This window comes from Pseudomonas sp. RIT778, from assembly GCF_019718735.1.
GTDB classification, from domain to species: domain Bacteria; phylum Pseudomonadota; class Gammaproteobacteria; order Pseudomonadales; family Pseudomonadaceae; genus Aquipseudomonas; species Aquipseudomonas aphyarum.
The window spans coordinates 93,655-115,031 of record NZ_JAIHBA010000012.1; the positions used below are offsets into that span (position 1 = coordinate 93,655).

Consider the following 21,377-nt stretch of genomic DNA (forward strand, 5'->3'; position numbering starts at 1 on the left):
GTCGGGTGTCTGTCTGTCAGGCGAATCGGCGATCAACGGGTCTCTTTGCGCCGTATTCATTGGGAGATTGGCGCCTGACTTTGTAGTCCGCGTCCATCGAGGTAGCGAACCGGCACCGGGCACCACTACACTCGGTCATTCTTTGATACACGGAGGTTTTGTCATGCGGCGCGTGGTGTTCAATCAGAAAGGTGGCGTGGGCAAATCCAGCATTGCCTGCAATCTGGCGGCGGTAAGCGCCAGCGAAGGTTATCGCACGCTGTTGGTCGACCTCGATGCCCAGGCCAATTCCACTCAGTATCTGACCGGGCTCACGGGTGACGACATTCCGATGGGCATTGCCGACTTCTTCAAACAGACCCTGTCTTCCGGGCCGTTCTCAAAAAGGAATCAGGCGGATATCTACGAAACGCCCTTCGACAACCTGCACATCATCACCGCCACCGCCGAACTGGCCGACTTGCAGCCCAAGCTCGAGGCCAAACACAAGATCAACAAGCTGCGAAAGCTGCTCGACGAGTTGTCGGAGGATTACGACCGGATCTATCTGGATACGCCGCCGGCGCTGAATTTCTATGCGGTCTCGGCACTGATTGCCGCCGATCGGGTACTGATTCCCTTTGACTGCGACAGCTTCTCGCGTCAGGCCCTCTACGGTCTGATCGCCGAGATCGACGAGTTGAAGGAAGACCACAACGAAGGCCTGGAAGTCGAAGGCATTGTGGTCAACCAGTTCCAGGCCCGCGCCAGCCTGCCGCAGCAGATCCTCGACGAACTGATCGCCGAGGGCCTGCCGGTACTGCCGGTCTACCTCGCCAGTTCAGTGCGCATGCGCGAATCCCATCAGGCCAACACGCCGCTGATCCACCTCGACCCACGGCACAAGCTGACGCAGCAGTTCGTCGAGCTGCATAACCTGCTCGAAGATGCCTGAAGCCTTGTCAGATGCCCTGGCTGCGCAGCCAGGCCATCAACTGCGGCAACGGGAAGGCCCCGCTCTGACGGGCCACTTCTCGGCCGTTGCGGAACAGAATCAGGCTCGGAATCGAACGAATCCCCAACTGTGCCGATAATTGCTGATTGGCCTCGCTGTCCAGCTTGGCCAGCCGGCACTTGCCCGCCAACTGCGCAGCCGCCTGCTCGAACACCGGCGCAAACGACTTGCACGGCCCGCACCAGTCCGCCCACACGTCCACCAGCAACGGCAGATCGCCCTTGATCTGACTGGCGTAATCGCCTTGCTTGAGCTCGAACGGCTTGTTCAACAGCACCTCGGACTTGCAGCGCCCGCACTTCGGGTGGTCGTTGAGGCGCTCGGCGGGGATGCGGTTGAGGCCGTTGCAGGAGGGGCAGGGGATGAGGAGTGGGTCGGTCATGATCAGCTCGGTGAATTAGGCAGTTCGTACAACAAATCTGGAGACGTGCGAGGTATTTATCAAGGCGAAATCTGACAGCAGTTACCTTCAGTAATCGAAGATGTCTCCTACATAAAGTGTCGTTTCGGCTGATTTTTCTCCTTCTGCTCACGACATAGAGTGAATCCGGGCGTCCTGGTAATTCGCTGGGAACCAACGCAAGGGGCAAAAATGAGCGGAATAGTTGAGTTGGCTATTGAGCACTGGATTCACGTCGCACCTGTTCTTAAACGGCCAGAGTCAGAGGAGGAATACAATTTTTTGGTCGAATCAGTTAAGGAACTGAGAGGCATGGCTGGAGCGGACGAGTCACACCCGCTCATGGGTTTGGTCGAAATGATAGGCCGCCATCTCGACGCTTATCGCCAGTTACATCGATCGTCTTGAGCATTTGGAAGCTGGAAACGGCCTCAAGACGAGCAACTGATCTCCAAATGCTTGCCCCACTCCGGCGGCCGTTCCGCGTAGCTCTCCATTCCAGGTTGTTCCTCGAATGGATTGCTCAGCACCGCATGCAACCGGCGCACTTCTGAATAGTCACCCTGCTCGGCAGCATCAATCGCCTTCTGCGCCAGATAATTGCGCAGGATGTACAGCGGATTCACCGCATGCATCCGCGCGCGGCGCTGTTCTTGATCGCTTGCACCATCGCGTGCGACACGGGCGACATAGCGCTCGCCCCAGGCATCGAAACCCTTGATATCGACGAAGTCATCGCGCAGGCGAGCGACGGCCTGTTCGGCTGACTCTTCGCCCAGGCGGCGGAAGAACAGCGTGTAGTCGACGCCGCTGTTCTGCATCAGTTGCAGCAGTTGCTCCAGCAGTTGCTGGTCGTCGTCCTCGGCGGTGGTGAAGCCGAAGCGGCGGCGCATCAGGTCGAGGTAATGGGCCTGGAACAGGGGCAGGTACAGGCCGAGGGTTTCGCGCAGGGCTTCGACGCTGATGAACGGCGTCAGGGCCTGCGCCAGGGCGCTGAGGTTCCATTGGCCGACGGGCACCTGATTGCTGAAGGAATAGCGGCCCTGGTCGTCGGAGTGGTTGCAGATGAAGTTCGCATCGAAATCGTCGAGGAAGGCGAACGGGCCGAAGTCGAAGGTGATGCCGAGGATCGACATGTTGTCGGTGTTCATCACGCCGTGGCAGAAGCCGTAGGCCTGCCATTTGGCGATCAGTTCGGCGTTGCGCTCGACGATCTCGCGGAACATCGCCAGATAGGGTTCCGGCTGTTCCAGGCATTCGGCGTAGTGCATCGCCAACACGTGCTCGCCGAGCTGCTTCTGCTGTTCGGGGCGCTTGGTGTAATAGAAGTATTCGAAGTGGCCGAAACGGATGTGGCTCGGCGCCAGGCGCAGCACCATCGCGGCGCGTTCCTGTTTCTCACGCCAGACCGGGGTGTCGGAGCCGATCACGCAGGCAGCGCGCGAAGACGGGATGTTCAGCGCATGCAGCGCTTCGGACGCGAGAAACTCGCGGATCGACGAACGCAGCACCGCGCGACCGTCGCCCATGCGCGAGAACGGCGTCTGCCCGGCGCCCTTCAGATGCAAGTCCCAGTGCTCGCCGGCCGCGTTGTAGACCTCGCCCAGCAACAACCCGCGGCCATCGCCCAGTTGCGGGGTGTAGCCGCCGAACTGATGCCCGGAATAGACCATCGCCCGCGGCTCGGCATCGGCCCACAACTTGTGGCCGCCGAACAGCTCGGCAAATTCCTGGGTGTCAGCCACCGCCGGGTCGAGATCCAGCAGCGCCATGGCCGCAGGGCTGGCCACGACCAGTCGCGGATTGTCGATCGGTTCGGGCAGCACGTGGGCCGAGAACGCATCGCCCAGGCGGGAAAAGCGGTTGTCGAAGGTCAGTTCGTCGAGGGCTTTCAAGGACCGGCTCCAGCAGAATGTCCGAGCATTCTGCTGGGATTAGCCGGGTTAGTCGAGTTTGGCCGGCGGCGGTTCCTGTAACGGTTTCTGGTCGTCGCTGACCGGCACGATGGTTTTGGTTTCCGGCTCGATCGGCACCATCTTGTATTCCTGACCGTGGAGGTTCTTCAGGTAAACCTCCATCTGGCGGAACGAGATGTTGATGTGCTGCTTCTTGAACTCGCGGTTGATGAAGCGGTTGACCTCATCGAGCACCGGGTTGCGGTCGCCGAGATCGCGCACATGCATGCGCAGTTCGTGGTCGAGGGTGCTTTCGCCGAAGTTGAGGAAATACACGTGCGGCTCGGGTTCCTTGAGCACGCGCGGGTTTTCCCGGGCGGCCTTGAGCAGCAGTTCCTTGACCAGATCCAGATCCGAACCGTAATCGACGCCCAGTTTCAGGGTCACCCGGGTGATGGTGTCGGTCAGCGACCAGTTGATCAGTTGCCCGGTAATGAACGTCTTGTTCGGGACAATGATGTCCTTGCGGTCGAAGTCGGTGATGGTCGTGGCGCGGATGCGGATCTTGCTCACCGTGCCCGACAGGTTGCCGATGGTGATGGTGTCGCCGATCCGCACCGGGCGCTCGAACAGGATCATGATGCCGGAGATGAAGTTCGCGAAGATCTCCTGCATGCCGAAACCGAGGCCCACCGACAGCGCCGCCACCAGCCATTGCAACTTGTCCCAGCTCACGCCGAGGGTCGACAGGGTCGAGACGAAACCGACCCCGGCGATCACGTACGACAGCAGCGTCGTGGTCGCGTAGGCACTGCCCTGGGCCAGATTGAGTTTCGACAGCACAAACACTTCAAGCAGACCCGGCAAGTTGCGGGCGAGCGCAAAGGTGATGCCGATGATGATCAGCGCGCCGAGCATGTCGCCGATGCTGATCGGCACCATGCTCATGTTGGCGCCGGTACCGCTGGTGTATTCGTAGAGGGTGATGTTGTCGAGGTACGAGAACACCGTGATCAGGTCGGCCCAGACCCAGTACAGCGCGGCGATGAAACCGCCGAGCAGCGCCAGACGGATCAGGCGCAGGGACTGTTCGTTGACCTTCTCGATGTCCAGGGTTGGCTCTTCGATCACCGCTTCGCCGTCGCCGGCTTCTTTCGCGGCCTGACGTTTGGCCAGGGCGCGCTGGTAAGCCAGACGGCGTGCTGCGACTGCCAGACCACGGACGAAAGTTGCTTCGATCACCAGCCAGAACATCAGCAGGTACAGGGTGTTGATCAAGCGGTCGCTGAGTTTCAGCGCTGTGTAGTAGTAGCCGAAGCACACGGCGACGAACAACGCGATGGGCAGCAGGGTGAACATCACGCCCACGGCCTTGCGGAACAGCGAGGCGTTTTCGTGGGTCGGGCTGCTGATCAGCAGGCGGCTGAGCAGCCACGCCATCAGGGCGTAGCAGGTCAGCACCACCGGCATGCCCAGCACATCGTCGGCCAGTGCCGCCGGTTGCAGTTCGGCAACCGCCACCACGGCCACCAGTGCCATGACTACCAGACCGAGGCGACGCACCCAGCCTTGCAGGAATTCGACTTGCGGCTTCTCCCAACGGAAGTGCAATTCAGCCACGCCGCCCGGCGCGAGGATCCGGTAGGCGGTGTAGAACACCAGCCACGCCTGGGCCATTTGCAGCAGCGCCGCGCCCATGTTGGCGTTCTGCCCGCGGGCGTCGATTTGCAACGCCAGCCCGCACAGGGCCAGGCCCAGCGCCACCGGCATCGCCAGCAGAATATTGATCAAGATCGCCTGTGGCGTGTGCCACTGGCTGTCACGCTTGAAGTGACCGATGTCCTGGTGAACCTTGTTCAAGCGCGAATACAACTGCTTGCGCCGCCACAGCAGCGCGCCGATCAGCAGCGCCAGCGGCAGGAACAACAGCGGTCGCTGGGTCAGGCCGTCGGTCAGTTCGCTGAAGCTCGAGGCCAGCGGCAGGGTGTCGATCTGACGCTTCAGGCGCTCCGGCACGCCGCGCATCCATTCGGTGTCCAGCGGCTTGTTGCTCGGAATCCAGAACATCTGCTCATCGAGGGTTGCGCGCAGGCTTTGCGCGGTGCTCAGCAGTTGCTTCTGGTTGAGTTGCAGGGTGATCGATTCGTTGAGCATCGCGCTCAGTTCGCGACTCAGCCGCTCCAGCAAGTCGACGCGGGTGTTGGCCAGCTCCAGCAGGCTCTTGCGCAGCTGTGGCGTGGCTTGCTCGGGCGGCTGGGTGGACAGCAGGTTGTCGACGTACGTCGCCGGATTGCTCAGCTGTTCGCGCTGCTGGTTGATTTCGAACTGGTACAGGCGAATGTCGGCGATCTGGTCCGCGAGGTCGCGGTCGACCTTGAGGCGCGGCAGCGCCTGTTTCTGTTTATAGAGAATCTTCGACAGCAGCAGGCTGCCCTTGAGCACGTTGATCTGCTCGTCGAGGGCCGAATCGCTCTGGGTCACGCTGTCCAGCTGCTGCTTGGTCTGCAGGTTCTGTTGGGTCAGTTCGTTGAGGCGGTCGGTGCTCTTGAGCAGGTAGTCGGAGAGCTTGAGGTTGGCCGCGCTTTCCGTGGCGAGCAGGGTGCTGCTGCCGGACTTCTGTGCCTCGATCGACTGTTGCGTCACGGTCTCCTGCGAGAGGGTCAGACGCTTCTGGTTGATCAGGGTTTGCAGTTCCTGGATCTCGCGATCCAGACGGTCGGACTTTTCCGAAAGCAGGTCATGCTGGCTGTTGCCCAGATCCTGCAATTGGTTGTTGCCGGCCAGCTCCTGACGGCGCAGCGGGATCAGCGCGTTCAAGGCGGCCAGTTCGGCGTTGAGCAGGTCGCGCTGCTCGGCGCTGACGGTCTTGCCGGCGTCCTTGCCGGTCTTGAGGATGTTGTTGATCTGCTGGATGCGCGTCTGGCTGCTGGAAATCTCGGCCTGGGCACGTTCGGGACGGGTCTGGGCGGTGATGATCAGGCTGTTGGCGTCGGCCAGGGCCTTTTGCAGATCGCTTTGCTGGGTCGAGCGCTCGGTGAGCATCTGCTCCAGCTGCTGGATGTTTTCCTTGGGGAAGCGCTGCGCCACCGGGACCACGGCGCTGGCCTTGAGGCGGGTCAGTTCGCGCGAATTCTCGATGGTCTGCTTCGGCGCAGTGGCCAGCTGCTGCTTGAGGTCGATCAGCTTCTGCTCGTAGTCACGCCGGTTGTTGAGCTGGTTCAGCGTGTTTTGCAGAACCGTCTGCAGGGCTTTCTTGTCGGCCTCGGGCAGTTTGCTGTCGGTGAGCTTGTCCAGGCTGGCCTGTACGGCGTCGCTGGACGGCGGTTCGGCGGCCTGCAACGGGCCGACAGTAAGACTCAGGCCCAGCAGGGCCGCGAGGAAAAAGGAGCGCAGGGTAGGCATAGAGACCGGTCAAGCAAGTGAGAGTGGACGCAGTTTAGAGGAAGAGCCCGGGACCCGGGCGACTTCCTTCGGGGAATCTGACGCCCACTTTGCCGATCTTGTTCCCGTCCATGACCGCAACCGTCCAGTGGGTGTTGTTCCATTCCACCTGGTCGCCAACGATCGGTGCACCGCCGACTTTCTGGGCAATGAAGTGGCCCAGGGTCATGTCCGGATCGATGCCTTCGGCGGGCAGGCCGTACAGGGCGGCAACCGCTTTGAGCTGGGCGTCTCCTTCGAGTACGAAGTCGCCGAAGAAGCGCAGATCGAGGCCGCGTTGCGGCGCCTGGCTGAACAGTTTCCCGAGGGCCGGAAGGTTGTGTTCATGGCCGATAACACACAGCAAATCATCGACTTCCAGCACCGTACTACCCGACGGATGGAGCAGTTGCTGACCGCGAAACAGGGCGGCGATACGTGTGCCTTCGGGCATTTTCAGCTCGCGCAGGGGTGAACCGATGCACCATTTTTCTGCGCCGAGCTTGTAAACGAACAGCTCCCACTCGCTGGTGACGTGCACTTCGAGCGCGGCGCGGGAGATCGGCGCCGGTTCCGGCGGCACCGTCACCTTGAGCAGCTTGGCCACCCACGGCAGGCTCGTGCCCTGCACCAGCAGCGACACCAGCACGATAAAGAAGGCGAGGTTGAAGTACAGCTGTGCATCCGGCAGCCCGGCCATCAGCGGGAACACCGCCAGAATGATTGGTACCGCGCCGCGCAGGCCAACCCAGGAAATGAAGGCCTTCTCGCGGCCATGGAAAGCCTTGAACGGCAACAACCCGACAAGCACCGACAGCGGCCGTGCGAACAGAATCATCCACAGCGCCAGACCCAGCGCAGGCAGGGCGATCGGCAGCAGATCGTGCGGAGTGACCAGCAAACCCAGCACCAGGAACATGCCGATCTGCGCCAGCCACGCCATGCCGTCGAGCATGTGCAGGATGCCGTGGCGGCTGCGCACCGGGCGGTTGCCGATCACCAAACCGCACAGGTACACGGCGAGGAAGCCGCTGCCGTGCAGGGCGTTGGTCAGGGCGAACACCACCAGACCGCCGGCGATCACCAGAATTGGATACAGGCCGGCGGCCAGATTGATCCGGTTGACCAGTTGCAGCATCAGCCAGCCACCGCCCAGGCCGATCACCCCACCGATGCCGAACTCGCGGATCAGGTGGGTCAACAGGCTCCAGTGCAGGCCGGTCTGGCCGCTGGCGAGCATGTCGATCAGGGTCACGGTGAGGAACACCGCCATCGGGTCGTTGCTGCCGGATTCGATTTCCAGGCTGGCGGTCACCCGCTCGTTCAGGCCCTTGCCGCCAAGCAGCGAGAACACCGCCGCGGCGTCCGTGGAGCCGACGATGGCGCCGATCAGCAGGCCTTGAATCAGATTGAGATCGAACAACCAGGCGGCGGCCATGCCGGTGAGGCCGGTGGTGATGAGCACTCCGACCGTGGCCAGCGACAGGGCCGGCCACAGGGCCACGCGGAAACTGGACACCCGGGTGCGCAAGCCGCCGTCGAGCAGGATCACTGCCAGCGCGAGGTTGCCGACCAGATAGGCCGTCGGGTAGTTATCGAAAATGATGCCGCCGCCATCGACCCCGGCAGTCATGCCGACCGCGAGGATGATCACCAGAATCGGGATGCCGAGACGGGAAGAAAGGGAGCTGACAAGAATGCTTGCGCCTACCAGCAACGCGCCGATCAAGAACAGGCTGTTGATGGTCGTCGCATTCAAAGGCAGTACTCCAGAAGCGGAAAGACGGGCACAAACTGACCATGCAGTCTGCGTGCCAGCGATTCTAACCTGTTGAAATGTGATGCTGTCAAAAAGCTTTTGCACCAGAGGAGGCGATCGTTCCCACGCTCCGCGTGGGAACGCCTCAATGGACGCTCTGCGTCCGCTTTTGGGACGCGGAGCGTCCCGGGCTGCATTCCCACGCGGAGCGTGGGAACGATCAACCTCTCGATGTGAGAATGATCAAAAGGGGGCTTCTATCTCAGAGGCTAAACCGCCCAACCATATTGTTCAGATCCAGCGCCAATCGCGACAGCTCGTTGCTCGCCGCACTGGTCTGATTCGCGCCGGTCGCCGACTGCACCGACAGATCGCGGATGTTCACCAGGTTGCGATCCACTTCCCGCGCCACCTGCGCCTGCTCTTCAGCAGCGCTGGCGATCACCAGGTTGCGCTCGTTGATTTCAACGATGGCCGTGTTGATCGTGTCCAGCGACAGGCCGGCGCCACGGGCGATGTTCAGGGTCGACTCGGCGCGCTCGGTGCTGTTGCGCATCGAGTCCACGGCGTGTTCGGTGCCGCTCTGGATGCTGCCGATCATGCGCTCGATTTCGCTGGTCGACTGCTGGGTGCGGTGCGCCAGGGCACGGACTTCGTCAGCCACCACGGCAAAACCACGACCGGCTTCACCGGCACGGGCCGCTTCAATCGCAGCGTTCAGTGCCAGCAGGTTGGTCTGGTCGGCCAGGCCACGGATCACGTCCAGCACCTTGCCAATGTCACGGGATTCGTTGGCCAGATCGCCGATCAGGGTCGCGGTGCTCTGCACGTCGGCGCTCATGCGTTCGATGGCGCTGACGGTTTCCTGCACCAGATCACGGCCGTCGCCGGCGGAGGTGGTGGCGTTCTTCGAGGCTTCCGAGGTGCTGACGGCGTTGCGTGCAACTTCTTCCACGGCGCTGGTCATCTCGTTGACCGCGGTGGCGGCTTGCTCGATTTCGTTGTTCTGTTGGGTCAGGCCACGGGCGCTTTCGTCGGTGACGCTGTTCAGCTCTTCGGCAGCGGAGGCCAGTTGGGTGGCCGAGCCGGAAATCCGTTGCAGGGTGTCGCGCAGCTTCGACTGCATCTTGGCCATGGCCGCCAGCAGGCGCCCGGCTTCGTCGGTGCCGTCAACGTGGATCGGTTGGGTCAGGTTGCCTTCGGCGATGGTTTCCGCCGCATCCAGTGCCTTGGCGATCGGCTTGGTGATGCTGACGGTCAGCAACCAGGCGAACAGGAAGGTCAGGCCAGTGGCGATCACCAGCAGCGTCACCACCAGATTGAAGGCCGAGGAATACTGGTCGGCGGCCTGCTGGTTGGTTTCGCTGATCTGTTGGCCGTTGATCTGCATCAGGCGGTTGAGCACGGTGTTCATTGCTTCGGAGTTGTCGAGCAACTGGGTGTTCAGCAGGTTGCGCAGCTCATCCACCTGGTTGTTGCGCGACAGGGTTTTCATCCGGTCTTCGATCTGGCGGTACTGACCCAGCAACTGCACGTACTGGTCGTAGGCCGCACGCTCTTCAGGGCTGCCGATCAACGGCTCGTAATCGGTCTGGGCCTTGCGGATCTGCTGGTTGCGCATTTCCAGCAGCTCGATGGTTTTCTGCTGAACATCCGGCTCGCGGTTCACCAGCAAACGGTACGACAGCACCCGCAGGCGCAGGGTCAGCTGAGTGAATTCGTCGAGGTTCTTGATGCTCGGCACGCTGCTGGAGGAAATGTCCTCGGCGGCGCCGCGGATCTTGCTCATCTGGTTCAGGGCGAACACGCCGAGAATCAGCATCAGGCCGCCGATCAAAGCAAAGCCGGTGAACGCCCGGGGGGCGATATTCATATTGCGAAGGGACATGGGGCGTATACCAGGAAGGGCCGCATCCATGCGGGCTGAGACTGCTGTTGGATGACTTATCGGTCATACGACTAAAGTCTTGAGTCGGTGCGCGTATTTGTCGCATCCGCACGCAAGCGACGAAGTGCAGGAACCAGATCGGCAGATGACAGTCTCTAAGACTCGCAAGAACGGTCGAGCCGCCAGGAAAATCAAGGCCTTGCGCCGGTTTAACCCTGGCGTCAACGACGACTTTTCTTTATCGTACGCGCCCTTTGAAAAAGCCCTGGAAGATCAAAATGTTGGAAGCATCCCTCAGCCAATTGGAACAGCTCGTCAGCGACCTGGTGCAACAGAACCAGACCCTGTCGGAAACCAACCAGACCCTGTCCACGGAACTGGCCCAGGCCAAGGATGAAAACGAAAGCCTGCAACTGAGCCTGATGGAACAGGAAGAAAAGCACGGCGCCACCGCCGCGCGCATCCAGGCCCTGGTTGATCGCGTCAACGCAGGCCCTGTCAGCGCATGAACCACGGCACAGCAGGGGTAAAAGTCATCTCCATCATGGGGGAGGACTATTCGATCAAGGCACCGGCCGGGGAAGAACAGACCCTGCTGGACGCCGCATTGATGCTCAAGGCCGCACTGGCCGACACCAAGCGCAAATACCCGACGCTGATCGGCGACCGCCTGCTGGTGCTGGCGGCGATGAATCTGTGCTCGCAGCAGATTGAAATGAAGAAACAGCATCAGGAAGAACTCGAGCGTTACCAAGAGCAAGTCAGCGCCACGGTCGAGACCATCGCCAAGACCATCAATCAGGGTTGATGGGGTTGCGCACAACCAAAGAATAGGATTGTCGATTGCGTTGTATACAATCGGCACGGCTGTTGCAGTGTTTCAGCCTCTTATTCTTTGGGGGTGCTCCATGCAGTTCTGGCGTCGCAGTATTCAATGGCAGCTGATCCTCAGTATGGGCACCGCCCTGCTGGTCAGCATTCTGATCGTGGTTGGCATTTATACCCTGGTGGTCAACCGCCTCGCCCAGAGCTATCTGGTCGAACAGGCGCTGCCGTCGAGCATCGAAGCGACGCGCAACGACATCGAACGAATCCTCGTTCAACCCCTCACCGCCGCCAAGGACATCGCCAGCAACACGATGGTCCGCGACTGGCTGGCCAATGGTGAAGACTCCGCCAAAACGGCGGGCTTCGCGCAGTATCTGGAAGGCATCCGCGCCGAACACAAGGCGTTTACCGCGCTGATCATCGGCGCGGAATCCAATCACTACATCACCGAAAAAGGCCTGGATCGCACCCTGAGTCGCGACAAACCGGCCGATGCGTGGTTTTACTCCTTCCTCGACAGCAATCAGCCGCGAACCCTGAACATCGACAACGACGGAGCCACCGGAGAGCTCGCGCTGTTCATCGATTTGAAGGTGGAGCAGGCCGGCAAAGTGGTCGGCGTGGCGGGGCTTGGATTGAGCATGAAAGAGCTGTCGGAGCTGATCCACAACTTCAGCTTCGGCGAGCGCGGGAAGGTCTATCTCGTGCGTTCCGACGGTTTGATCCAGGTCCATCCCGAGGCGCAGTTCAGCGGCAAGCGCACCTTGAGCGAGCAGATCGGCGGCTCGGCAGCACAAGCGGTCATGGGCCATAAAGTGGCAACCAACAGCAGCTTCCAGCGCGATGGCGAAGACTTCCTCGCCTTCAGCCTGCCTTTGCGCGACCTCGGCTGGACCCTGGTGGCCGAAGTGCCACAGTCGCAGATCTACGCCGAAGCCCGCCGGGCGATGTGGATGAGCAGCGGCATCGGTCTGGCGGTGGCACTGGTTTGCCTGGCGCTGGTGATCTGGCTGGCTCAGGGATTGGTGCGACCGATTCGTCAGGTAACAGCTGCGCTGGTAGCAATCGGTAGCGGTGGTGGAGATTTGACCCATCGGTTAGATTCCAGCCGCGCGGATGAGTTGGGCGACCTCGCTCGGGGCTTCAACCGTTTCCTTGATAGCCAGCGCGGAATGATCGGCGAAGTGCTGACCACCAGCGAGCGTCTGCGTGTTGCCGTCGGCCAGGTGGCCCGGGTTGTGGATAACACCGCCGAGCGCTCAGGTCGTCAGCAGGAAATGACCGACATGGTCGCCACCGCCGTCCATGAAATGGGCCTGACGGTGCAGGAAATCGCCCAGAACGCCGGTAATGCGGCGCTCGCCTCGCAAACGGCACGTGATGAAGCGATGCAGGCGCGAGAGGTGGTCGGGGGCTCGATTCGCCATATCGAAAGCATGTCCGATGAAATCGGCGTCGCGGCGGGCGCGGTGGGTGAGCTGGCGCATCAGGTGGCGTCGATCGATCAGGTGCTGGCGGTGATTCGCGGGGTGTCCGAGCAGACCAATCTGCTGGCGTTGAACGCGGCGATCGAAGCGGCGCGAGCCGGGGACATGGGGCGTGGTTTTGCGGTGGTGGCTGATGAAGTGCGGACATTGGCGCGACGGACTCAGGCGTCTACCGACGAGATCCAGCAGATGATCGGCAGCCTCAAGCAGGGGGCGGAGAATGCGGTTTCATCGATGCGCACCGGGCAGGCCGCGACGGGGACTGGTGTTGAATCGAGTCAGCGTACCGGGGCTTCTTTGACTGCGATTACCGGGCAGGTCGAGCGCATCAGTGACATGAACCACCAGGTGGCGACGGCGACTGAGGAACAGTCGGCGGTGACCGAGGAGATCAACCGCAACGTGCAGGGGATTTCCGATCTGGCCCGGGCGACGGCGGGGGAGGTTCGGGCTTGTCGTGAGGATTGTCAGATGTTGCAGCGGTTGGCGGATGATCTGGCGCGGCAGATGGGTGGGTTCAAACTATCTTGATTGATCGTTCCCACGCTCTGCGTGGGAATGCAGCCCCGGACGCTCCGCGTCCTCTCAAGATCGTGACGCAGAGCGTCACAGGAGGCATTCCCACGCGGAGCGTGGGAACGATCACCGTGGGATCAGAACCACGCGTCCTGCATTGCCAGGCACGTATCATCCCGCGCCTCCAGCAACGTCAGCTCATGCTGGCAACCCGGCACTTCCCACGTCAGGAAATACCGCGCCGCCTGCAACTTGCCCTTATAGAAGTCGGCATCCGCCGCATTCCCCTTGGCCAACCCTTCCTCGGCTCGAATCGCCTGCTCCAGCCAGCGCCAGCCAATCACCGCGTGCCCGAACACCTTCAGGTACAACGCCGAGTTCGCCAGGCTGCTGTTGACCTTGCCCTGAGCCAGGTCGGTCAGCAGACCAATGGTCACGCTCTGTAGGCGCGCGACAAGCTTCTCCAGCGGCTCACGCAGTGCGGTCAACGATTCGTACGCCACCGCGCGCTCGGCGGTGTCCGCGATCAGTCGAATCAGCTGCTTGAGCCCGGCGCCACCGTTCTGCGCCAGTTTGCGCCCGAGCAAGTCCAGCGACTGAATGCCGTGAGTGCCTTCGTGGATCGGGTTCAGGCGGTTGTCGCGGTAGTACTGCTCCACCGGGTATTCGCGAGTGTAACCGTGGCCACCGAGAATCTGGATCGCCAGTTCGTTGGCTTTCAGACAGAACTCCGACGGCCAGGATTTGACGATCGGCGTCAGCAAATCCAGCAGTTCATGGGCCTGTTTGCGTTCGGCCTCGGTTTCCAGCGTGGTGGTGTCATCGAACAGCCGTGCCGCATACAGACCGAGATCGAAAGCACCTTCGACGTAGGATTTCTGCGTCAGCAGCATGCGTCTGACATCGGCGTGCTGAATGATCGCCACCGGCGCCGTCGTCGGGTCCTTGCTGTCCGGCACCCGGCCCTGCGGACGTTCGCGAGCGTATTCCAGCGAGTACAGGTAACCGGCATAACCAAGCATCACCGCGCCCATGCCGACGCCGATCCGCGCCTCGTTCATCATCTGGAACATATAGCTCAAGCCGTGATGCGGCTTGCCTACCAGATAGCCGACGCACTCGCCGTTATCGCCGAAGTTCAGCGCCGTGGACGTCGTGCCGCGCCAGCCCATCTTGTGGAACAGCCCGGCCAGCAACACGTCGTTGCGCTTGCCCAGACTGCCGTCATCGTTGACCAGAAACTTCGGCACGATAAACAGCGAAATCCCCTTCACCCCGGCCGGAGCGTCCGGCAGCTTGGCCAGCACCATGTGCACGATGTTTTCCGAGAGCGGGTGATCGCCGCCGGAAATGAAGATCTTGTTGCCCTTGAGGCGGTAAGTGCCGTCGGACGCAGGCTCTGCGCGTGTACGAATATCCGACAGTGACGAGCCGGCATGGGGTTCGGTCAGGGCCATGGTGCCGAAGAAGCGGCCGTCGATCATCGGTTGCAGGAAGCGCTGCTTCTGCTCTTCGGTGCCGAAACTTTCGATCAGGTTGGCGGCGCCCATGGTCAGGAACGGGTATGAGGTCGACGCCGCGTTGGCTGACTGGAAGTGGGCGAAGCAGGCCTGGGACAACAGTGTAGGAAGTTGCATGCCGCCGGCGTCGAAACTGCGCGCCGCGTTGAGGAATCCGGCTTCGAGGAAGGCATCCACCGCCGGTTTCACCTCGGGAATCAGAATCGCCTGACCGTTCTCGTAGCGCGGCTCGTTCTCGTCGCCCTTGCGGTTGTGCGGTGCGAAGTACTTTTCGGCGATGTTGCGCGCCGTGCCGATGGCGGCATCGAAGGTTTCGCGGTTGTGCTCGGCAAACCGCTCGCGCCGGGTCAGGCCCTCGGCATCGAGGACTTCGTACAGCTCGAAAGCCAGATTGCGGGAACTGAGCAGCGTCTCGGACATGGCGGCCTACCTTTTTTTGGAATGGGCCGAGTCTAGGCGTGCGAATAAAAGCTGAACAGGAAGATTGATAACGGTGATGGAGAGGCCAAAAAAATGGGCGCCGGTGAGGGCGCCCATTTCTATGTTCCTGTGCTGATCGTTCCCACGCTCTGCGTGGGAATGCCTCAAGGGACGCTCCGCGTTCCAGCCGCGCTGCCAACTTCAAGTCTGGCACCGATGGGACGCGGAGCGTCCCGGGCTGCATTCCCACGCGGAGCGTGGGAACGATCGCGCGGGGTTTAGCCGATGGTCATCAGGCTGGCGTTACCGCCCGCTGCCGCAGTGTTGACGCTCAGCGCGCGCTCGATCACCAGGCGCTCAAGCGCAATGTTGGTCTCGCCCTGGGACAGGCCCTGAACTCCAACGATGGCGCCGGCACGCTTGGCGATCTGCTGGCAGACCGCACGCAACTGGTCGGAATGGCCGTGATGCAGAACCGCATCGAACACCACATCGTCCTTGTTCCAGTCGGAAACCAGCTTGATCCGCGCCTGAATCTCCTTCGGCAGGCGTGCGAACAATGCCTTGCTGGTGTCGGATTCCGGCCAGACCGCCGAACCGCCCACCGCCAATACCGCCGCGAGCTGGGTCAGCAGATCACCTTCGATGTCCGCCAGGCACAGCACGTGCTCGCGCGGCAGGATCGCGTAGCTGTTCTTCTCGCCGGTCGGGCCGGCCAGTACGCGGGTGATACCGCTTTGCGACTGCGCTGCGTACTGCACGCACAGGGTGCTCAGGTCGGCGAACTTGTTGCTGTCGGCCCAGGCTTTCAGGGCGGTGAGCGGTTTGCTCATGGCGTCGCGCAGACGAACGTCCGGTGCCACGGCAGCATCACCGCGAGCGAAGGATTGTTCGATGGCATCGGTAGGACGCGTCGACAGCAGACGGTACAGGTACAGCGGGCCACCGGCCTTCGGACCGGTACCCGACAGGCCTTCGCCACCGAACGGCTGGACGCCGACCACGGCACCCACGATGTTGCGGTTGACGTAGACGTTACCGGCGTTGACGTTGTCGATCACCTTGGCGATGGTCTCGTCGATGCGGGTGTGCACGCCGAGGGTCAGGCCGTAACCGGAGGCGTTGATCTGGGCGATCAACTGGTCGATCTCTTTACGCTTGTAGCGCACCACGTGCAGCACCGGACCGAAGATCTCGCGTTGCAGCTCATCGAAGCTTTCCAGTTCGATCAGGGTCGGCATGACGAAGGTGCCGCGTTTGACTTCCTCGGTATCGGCGATGGCCACCTGGTACACGTTGCGACCTTTGTCGCGCATGCCCTGGATGTGCTTCTCGATACCGGCCTTGGCTTCGGCGTCGATCACCGGGCCGATGTCCACGGACAGGCGCTCCGGGTTGCCGAGACGGCTTTCAGCCATCGCGCCTTTGAGCATTTCGATGACGCGATCTGCGGAATCTTCCTGCAAGCACAGGACGCGCAGCGCAGAGCAGCGCTGGCCGGCGCTGTCGAAGGCCGACGACACCACGTCGATCACCACCTGTTCGGTCAGTGCCGAAGAGTCGACGATCATCGCGTTCTGGCCGCCGGTTTCGGCGATCAGCGGAATCGGACGGCCCTGGTTGTCGAGGCGACCGGCGATGTTGCGTTGCAGCAGACGGGCGACTTCGGTGGAACCGGTGAACATCACGCCTTTGACGCGCTCATCGCCCACCAGACCGGCGCCGACGGTTTCACCGCGACCCGGCAGCAGTTGCAACACGCCTTCCGGAATCCCGGCTTCGAGCAGCAGACGCACGGCTTGTGCGGCGACCAGCGGAGTCTGTTCGGCCGGTTTGGCCAGCACCGGGTTACCGGCGGCCAGTGCGGCGGCGACCTGACCGCTGAAGATCGCCAGCGGGAAGTTCCACGGGCTGATGCAGACCACCGGGCCCAGTGGGCGGTGGGCGTCGTTGCTGAAATCGTTGCGCGCCTGCACTGCGTAATAACGCAGGAAGTCGACGGCTTCGCGGACTTCGGCGATGGCGTTGGCGAAAGTCTTGCCGGCCTCGCGGGCCAGCAGGCCCATCAGCGGCTGGATCTCGCCTTCCATCAAATCAGCGGCACGTTCCAGAATCGCGGCACGTTCGGCGGGCGGGGTGGCCTGCCAGATCGGAGCGGCGTTCAGGGCGCATTGAATGGCGTTGTCGACGTCTTCGACAGTGGCTTCCTGCACGTGGCCGACCACGTCACGCAGATCGGACGGGTTCAGCACCGGTGCCGGCGCTTCGTTGCTGGAGGCGCAACCGAGTATCGGCGCGGCTTTCCAGTTGTTGTGCGCGGTGGCCAGCAGGGCGCAGGACAGCGAGGCCAGACGATGTTCGTTGGCCATGTCGATGCCGCTGGAGTTGGCGCGCTCGGATCCATACAGATCACGCGGCAGCGGAATGCGCGGGTGCGGCAGGCCGAAACCACCTTCCACGGTCGCCATCTGCTCGATCTGCGCAACTGGATCAGCCACCAGTTCCTGGATCGAAATCGACTGGTCGGCGATGCGGTTGACGAACGAAGTGTTAGCGCCGTTTTCCAGCAGACGACGTACGAGGTACGCCAGCAGGGTTTCGTGGGTGCCGACCGGAGCGTACACACGGCACGGACGGTTCAGCTTGCCTTCGGAGACCTTGCCTACAACCTGCTCGTACAAAGGTTCGCCCATGCCGTGCAGGCACTGGAATTCGTACTGGCCCGGGTAATAGTTCTGACCGGCAATGTGATAAATCGCCGACAGGGTGTGGGCGTTGTGCGTGGCGAACTGCGGGTAGATGACTTCCGGCACCGACAACAGTTTGCGGGCGCAGGCGATGTAGGAAACGTCGGTGTACACCTTGCGGGTGTAGACCGGATAGCCTTCCAGGCCTTCGACCTGGGCGCGCTTGATTTCGCTGTCCCAGTACGCGCCTTTCACCAGGCGGATCATCAGGCGATGACGGCTGCGGCGAGCCAGGTCGATCACGTAGTCGATCACGTACGGGCAACGCTTCTGGTAAGCCTGGATCACGAAACCGATGCCGTTCCAGCCAGTCAGTTGCGGTTCGAAGCACAGGCGCTCGAGCAGATCCAGCGACAGCTCCAGGCGGTCGGCTTCTTCGGCGTCGATGTTCAGGCCGATGTCGTATTGCTTGGCCAGCAGGGTCAGCGACAGCAGACGCGGGTACAGCTCATCCATCACGCGCTCGTACTGGGCGCGGCTATAACGCGGGTGCAGGGCCGACAGTTTGATCGAGATGCCCGGGCCTTCATAAATCCCACGGCCGTGGGAGGCTTTGCCGATCGAGTGAATGGCTTGTTCGTACGAGGCCAGGTACTTCTGGGCGTCGTGTTCGGTCAGCGCCGCTTCACCAAGCATGTCGTAGGAATAACGGAAGCCCTTGGCTTCGAACTTGCTCGCGTTGGCCAGGGCTTCGGCGATGGTTTCGCCGGTCACGAACTGCTCGCCCATCAAGCGCATGGCCATGTCGACGCCCTTGCGGATCATCGGCTCGCCACTCTTGCCGATGATGCGGCTCAGGGACGAAGTCAGGCCGGCTTCGTTGTGGGTGGAGACCAGTTTGCCGGTCAGCAGCAGGCCCCAGGTCGCCGCGTTGACGAACAGCGACGGGCTGTTGCCCAGGTGCGGCTGCCAGTTGCCGGTGCTGATCTTGTCGCGGATCAGTGCATCGCGAGTGCCCTTGTCCGGGATACGCAGCAGCGCTTCGGCCAGGCACATCAGTGCCACGCCTTCCTGGGACGACAGGGAAAATTCCTGCAGCAGGCCCTGAACAATGCCTGCACGACCGCCGGCACTCTTCTGGTTACGCAGTTTTTCCGCGATGGTTGCGGCGAGTTTGTTGGTGGCTTCGGCCATCGGCGCCGGCAGGCGAGCCTGCTCGATCAGCATCGGCACGACTTCCGGCTCAGGGCGACGGTAAGCAGCGGTGATCGAGGCGCGCAGAACCGATTGCGGCAGGATGCTTTCGGCGAATTCAAGGAAGCATTGGTGAGCGTGATCGGTGTGGACTTCGCCCGCGTCGTCGGCGTCCTTGGCGGTCAAACCGTTCAGCTCGGTCAGGGTTGCACCACCCTCGAGTTTTTCCAGGTAATTGAAAATTGCCTGCTTGATCAGCCAGTGCGGTGTGCGATCAATCGAGGTCGCGGCGGCCTTCAGGCGCTCGCGGGTCGGGTCGTCAAGTTTGACCCCAAGGGTGGTGGTAGCCATATTTTTATCCTCATAGGTGCCGCAGTTGCGCGACAACAGCTGGCGGCAAGATTAGCCGCGAGCCGAAAGAGGTGCAACCGGGTGCAACCCTTTTTTGTCGGAATATTCGGCAACTCGTCAGGAAATAATTTCTGGTACGAAAGTGCCGCTCCTGCTTGGTGCTTTTGCTTCTAGCAAAGGCCCCTGACTGCGCTAAAAGGGAGCAAAAAACCGCCTTTTCGGGATAATTCCGATTAGGTGCAACTAATTCTCAAGAAACTGGTTGCACCTGTTTTAGTTTGTTGAATAGGATTCGCGCCCAAGGTGCAACCGGGGAAAACCCGGTGTACCGGCCAATGGCTTTCCTGGGGAAACATTGGTCATAAATGCGCGGCCGTGCGAATCGTCTGTCAGACCTCGGTCTGCAAACGGTGCAACCGCCGCCGCTACATAAAAACAAAGCCAGGGCACGTACGTAATGAGCGCAAGCAATCCAACCCTGATCACGTTCGTGATCTACATCGCAGCAATGGTGCTGATCGGCTTCATGGCCTATCGCTCCACCAACAACCTTTCCGACTATATTCTGGGCGGCCGCAGCCTGGGCAGCGTGGTGACCGCATTGTCCGCCGGCGCCTCCGACATGAGCGGCTGGTTGCTGATGGGCCTGCCGGGCGCCATCTACATGTCCGGCCTGTCCGAAAGCTGGATCGCCATCGGCCTGATCGTCGGTGCCTACCTGAACTGGCTGTTCGTCGCCGGTCGTCTGCGGGTTCAAACCGAACACAACGGCGATGCCCTGACCCTGCCGGACTACTTCGCCAGCCGTTTTGAAGACAAAAGCGGCCTGCTGCGCATCATTTCGGCGGTAGTGATTCTGGTGTTCTTCACCATCTACTGCGCTTCCGGCATCGTTGCCGGTGCCCGTCTGTTCGAAAGCACCTTCGGCATGTCCTACGAGACCGCGCTGTGGGCCGGTGCTGCGGCGACGATTGCCTACACCTTCGTCGGCGGTTTCCTCGCGGTGAGCTGGACCGACACCGTACAAGCCACCCTGATGATCTTCGCCCTGCTGCTGACGCCGATCATCGTGCTGCTGGCCACCGGTGGCGTCGATACCACGTTCCTGGCCATCGAAGCGCAAGATCCAAGCAACTTCGACATGCTGAAAAACACCACCTTCATCGGCATCATCTCGCTGATGGGCTGGGGCCTGGGCTACTTCGGCCAGCCGCACATTCTGGCGCGCTTCATGGCCGCTGACTCGGTGAAATCCATCGCCAACGCCCGTCGCATTTCCATGACCTGGATGATCCTGTGCCTGGGCGGCACTGTGGCCGTGGGCTTCTTCGGTATCGCTTACTTCTCGGCGCACCCGGAAGTCGCGGGTCCAGTGACCGAGAACCACGAGCGTGTGTTCATCGAACTGGCCAAGCTGCTGTTCAACCCGTGGATCGCCGGTGTGCTGCTGTCGGCCATTCTGGCTGCTGTCATGAGCACCCTGAGCTGCCAGTTGCTGGTGTGCTCGAGCGCCCTGACCGAAGACTTCTACAAGACTTTCCTGCGTAAATCCGCCTCGCAAGTCGAGCTGGTGTGGGTCGGTCGCGCCATGGTGCTGCTGGTTGCACTGATCGCCATCGCGATGGCCGCCAACCCGGACAACCGCGTGCTGGGTCTGGTGTCCTACGCCTGGGCCGGTTTCGGTGCAGCCTTCGGTCCGGTCGTGCTGATCTCGGTGATCTGGAAGAAGATGACCCGTGACGGCGCACTGGCCGGCATCCTGGTCGGCGCGATCACCGTGATCGTGTGGAAGCACTTCGAGCTGCTGGGTCTGTACGAAATCATCCCGGGCTTCATCTTCGCCAGCCTGGCGATCTACTTCGTCAGCCTGATGGGCCAGCCGAGCGCCGGCATGGTTCAGCGCTTTGAAGCGGCCGAGAAGGATTTCCATCTGAACAAGTGATGGAAATGAGCTGAGGCTCACAAGAAAACGGCCCGTTTCCTACCAGGAAGCGGGCCGTTTTTTATTGCCTGCGATT

At 61.5% G+C, this 21,377-nt stretch carries 12 protein-coding genes; 5 read left to right on the forward strand and 7 right to left on the reverse strand.

Annotation, left to right across the window (positions count from 1 at the left end; genetic code table 11):
- Positions 1-163 precede the first annotated feature (163 nt).
- Entirely contained in the window at positions 164-934 is a 771-nt protein-coding gene (locus K5E37_RS09565; protein ID WP_085608442.1) for a ParA family protein, read from the forward strand.
- Positions 935-941: 7 nt separating this feature from the next.
- Here K5E37_RS09565 and trxC read toward each other — a convergent pair whose 3' ends face one another.
- The 5 genes from trxC to K5E37_RS09590 all read right to left on the reverse strand — a co-directional run bounded on the left by trxC (position 942) and on the right by K5E37_RS09590 (position 10,356).
- A complete protein-coding gene (gene trxC, locus K5E37_RS09570; protein WP_064592954.1) occupies positions 942-1,376 on the reverse strand; it encodes a thioredoxin TrxC in 435 nt (144 codons plus the stop codon).
- 449 nt (positions 1,377-1,825) lie between these two features.
- Entirely contained in the window at positions 1,826-3,289 is a 1,464-nt protein-coding gene (selO, locus tag K5E37_RS09575) for a protein adenylyltransferase SelO (RefSeq protein ID WP_221533675.1), read from the reverse strand.
- A 48-nt stretch (positions 3,290-3,337) separates the two neighbouring features.
- Positions 3,338-6,691 (reverse strand): mechanosensitive channel MscK, encoded by a 3,354-nt coding sequence (gene mscK, locus K5E37_RS09580; RefSeq protein WP_221533676.1) that lies wholly within the window; start codon positions 6,689-6,691, stop codon positions 3,338-3,340.
- 34 nt (positions 6,692-6,725) lie between these two features.
- Complete coding sequence (locus K5E37_RS09585) at positions 6,726-8,468, reverse strand: potassium/proton antiporter (protein WP_221533677.1); 1,743 nt, start codon at positions 8,466-8,468, stop codon at positions 6,726-6,728.
- 262 nt (positions 8,469-8,730) lie between these two features.
- Complete coding sequence (locus K5E37_RS09590) at positions 8,731-10,356, reverse strand: methyl-accepting chemotaxis protein (RefSeq protein ID WP_221533678.1); 1,626 nt, start codon at positions 10,354-10,356, stop codon at positions 8,731-8,733.
- A 278-nt stretch (positions 10,357-10,634) separates the two neighbouring features.
- On the opposite strand from K5E37_RS09590, the gene K5E37_RS09595 reads away from it, so the two are divergent.
- From K5E37_RS09595 to K5E37_RS09605, 3 genes are all read left to right on the forward strand, one after another.
- Positions 10,635-10,865 (forward strand): hypothetical protein, encoded by a 231-nt coding sequence (locus K5E37_RS09595; protein WP_007952320.1) that lies wholly within the window; start codon positions 10,635-10,637, stop codon positions 10,863-10,865.
- The gene (locus K5E37_RS09600) at positions 10,862-11,164 is read left to right on the forward strand and encodes a cell division protein ZapA (protein WP_007952314.1); all 303 of its coding nucleotides are present in this window, start codon (positions 10,862-10,864) and stop codon (positions 11,162-11,164) included. Before K5E37_RS09595 ends, K5E37_RS09600 begins: the two co-directional genes overlap by 4 nt.
- Positions 11,165-11,264: 100 nt before the next feature.
- The gene (locus K5E37_RS09605; RefSeq protein WP_221533679.1) at positions 11,265-13,202 is read left to right on the forward strand and encodes a methyl-accepting chemotaxis protein; all 1,938 of its coding nucleotides are present in this window, start codon (positions 11,265-11,267) and stop codon (positions 13,200-13,202) included.
- Between the two features lie 122 nt (positions 13,203-13,324).
- On the opposite strand, the gene K5E37_RS09610 is transcribed toward K5E37_RS09605, so the two are convergent.
- On the reverse strand, positions 13,325-15,127 hold the full coding sequence (locus K5E37_RS09610; protein WP_221533680.1) for an acyl-CoA dehydrogenase: 1,803 nt from the start codon (positions 15,125-15,127) through the stop codon (positions 13,325-13,327).
- 278 nt (positions 15,128-15,405) lie between these two features.
- Complete coding sequence (gene putA, locus K5E37_RS09615) at positions 15,406-19,359, reverse strand: trifunctional transcriptional regulator/proline dehydrogenase/L-glutamate gamma-semialdehyde dehydrogenase (protein ID WP_221533681.1); 3,954 nt, start codon at positions 19,357-19,359, stop codon at positions 15,406-15,408.
- 457 nt (positions 19,360-19,816) lie between these two features.
- Between putA and putP the strand changes: the two genes are divergently transcribed.
- The gene (putP, locus tag K5E37_RS09620; protein WP_007952308.1) at positions 19,817-21,301 is read left to right on the forward strand and encodes a sodium/proline symporter PutP; all 1,485 of its coding nucleotides are present in this window, start codon (positions 19,817-19,819) and stop codon (positions 21,299-21,301) included.
- Positions 21,302-21,377: the final 76 nt, after the last annotated feature.

Excerpts from the sequence above, each read along its gene's own strand:
- K5E37_RS09565 (WP_085608442.1), top strand. The coding sequence starts at position 164 with ATGCGGCGCGTGGTGTTCAATCAGAAAGGTGGCGTGGGCAAATCCAGC.
- trxC (WP_064592954.1), bottom strand. The coding sequence starts at position 1,376 with ATGACCGACCCACTCCTCATCCCCTGCCCCTCCTGCAACGGCCTCAAC.
- mscK (WP_221533676.1), bottom strand. The coding sequence starts at position 6,691 with ATGCCTACCCTGCGCTCCTTTTTCCTCGCGGCCCTGCTGGGCCTGAGT.
- K5E37_RS09590 (WP_221533678.1), bottom strand. The coding sequence starts at position 10,356 with ATGTCCCTTCGCAATATGAATATCGCCCCCCGGGCGTTCACCGGCTTT.
- K5E37_RS09595 (WP_007952320.1), top strand. The coding sequence starts at position 10,635 with ATGTTGGAAGCATCCCTCAGCCAATTGGAACAGCTCGTCAGCGACCTG.
- K5E37_RS09600 (WP_007952314.1), top strand. The coding sequence starts at position 10,862 with ATGAACCACGGCACAGCAGGGGTAAAAGTCATCTCCATCATGGGGGAG.
- K5E37_RS09605 (WP_221533679.1), top strand. The coding sequence starts at position 11,265 with ATGCAGTTCTGGCGTCGCAGTATTCAATGGCAGCTGATCCTCAGTATG.
- K5E37_RS09610 (WP_221533680.1), bottom strand. The coding sequence starts at position 15,127 with ATGTCCGAGACGCTGCTCAGTTCCCGCAATCTGGCTTTCGAGCTGTAC.
- putA (WP_221533681.1), bottom strand. The coding sequence starts at position 19,359 with ATGGCTACCACCACCCTTGGGGTCAAACTTGACGACCCGACCCGCGAG.
- putP (WP_007952308.1), top strand. The coding sequence starts at position 19,817 with ATGAGCGCAAGCAATCCAACCCTGATCACGTTCGTGATCTACATCGCA.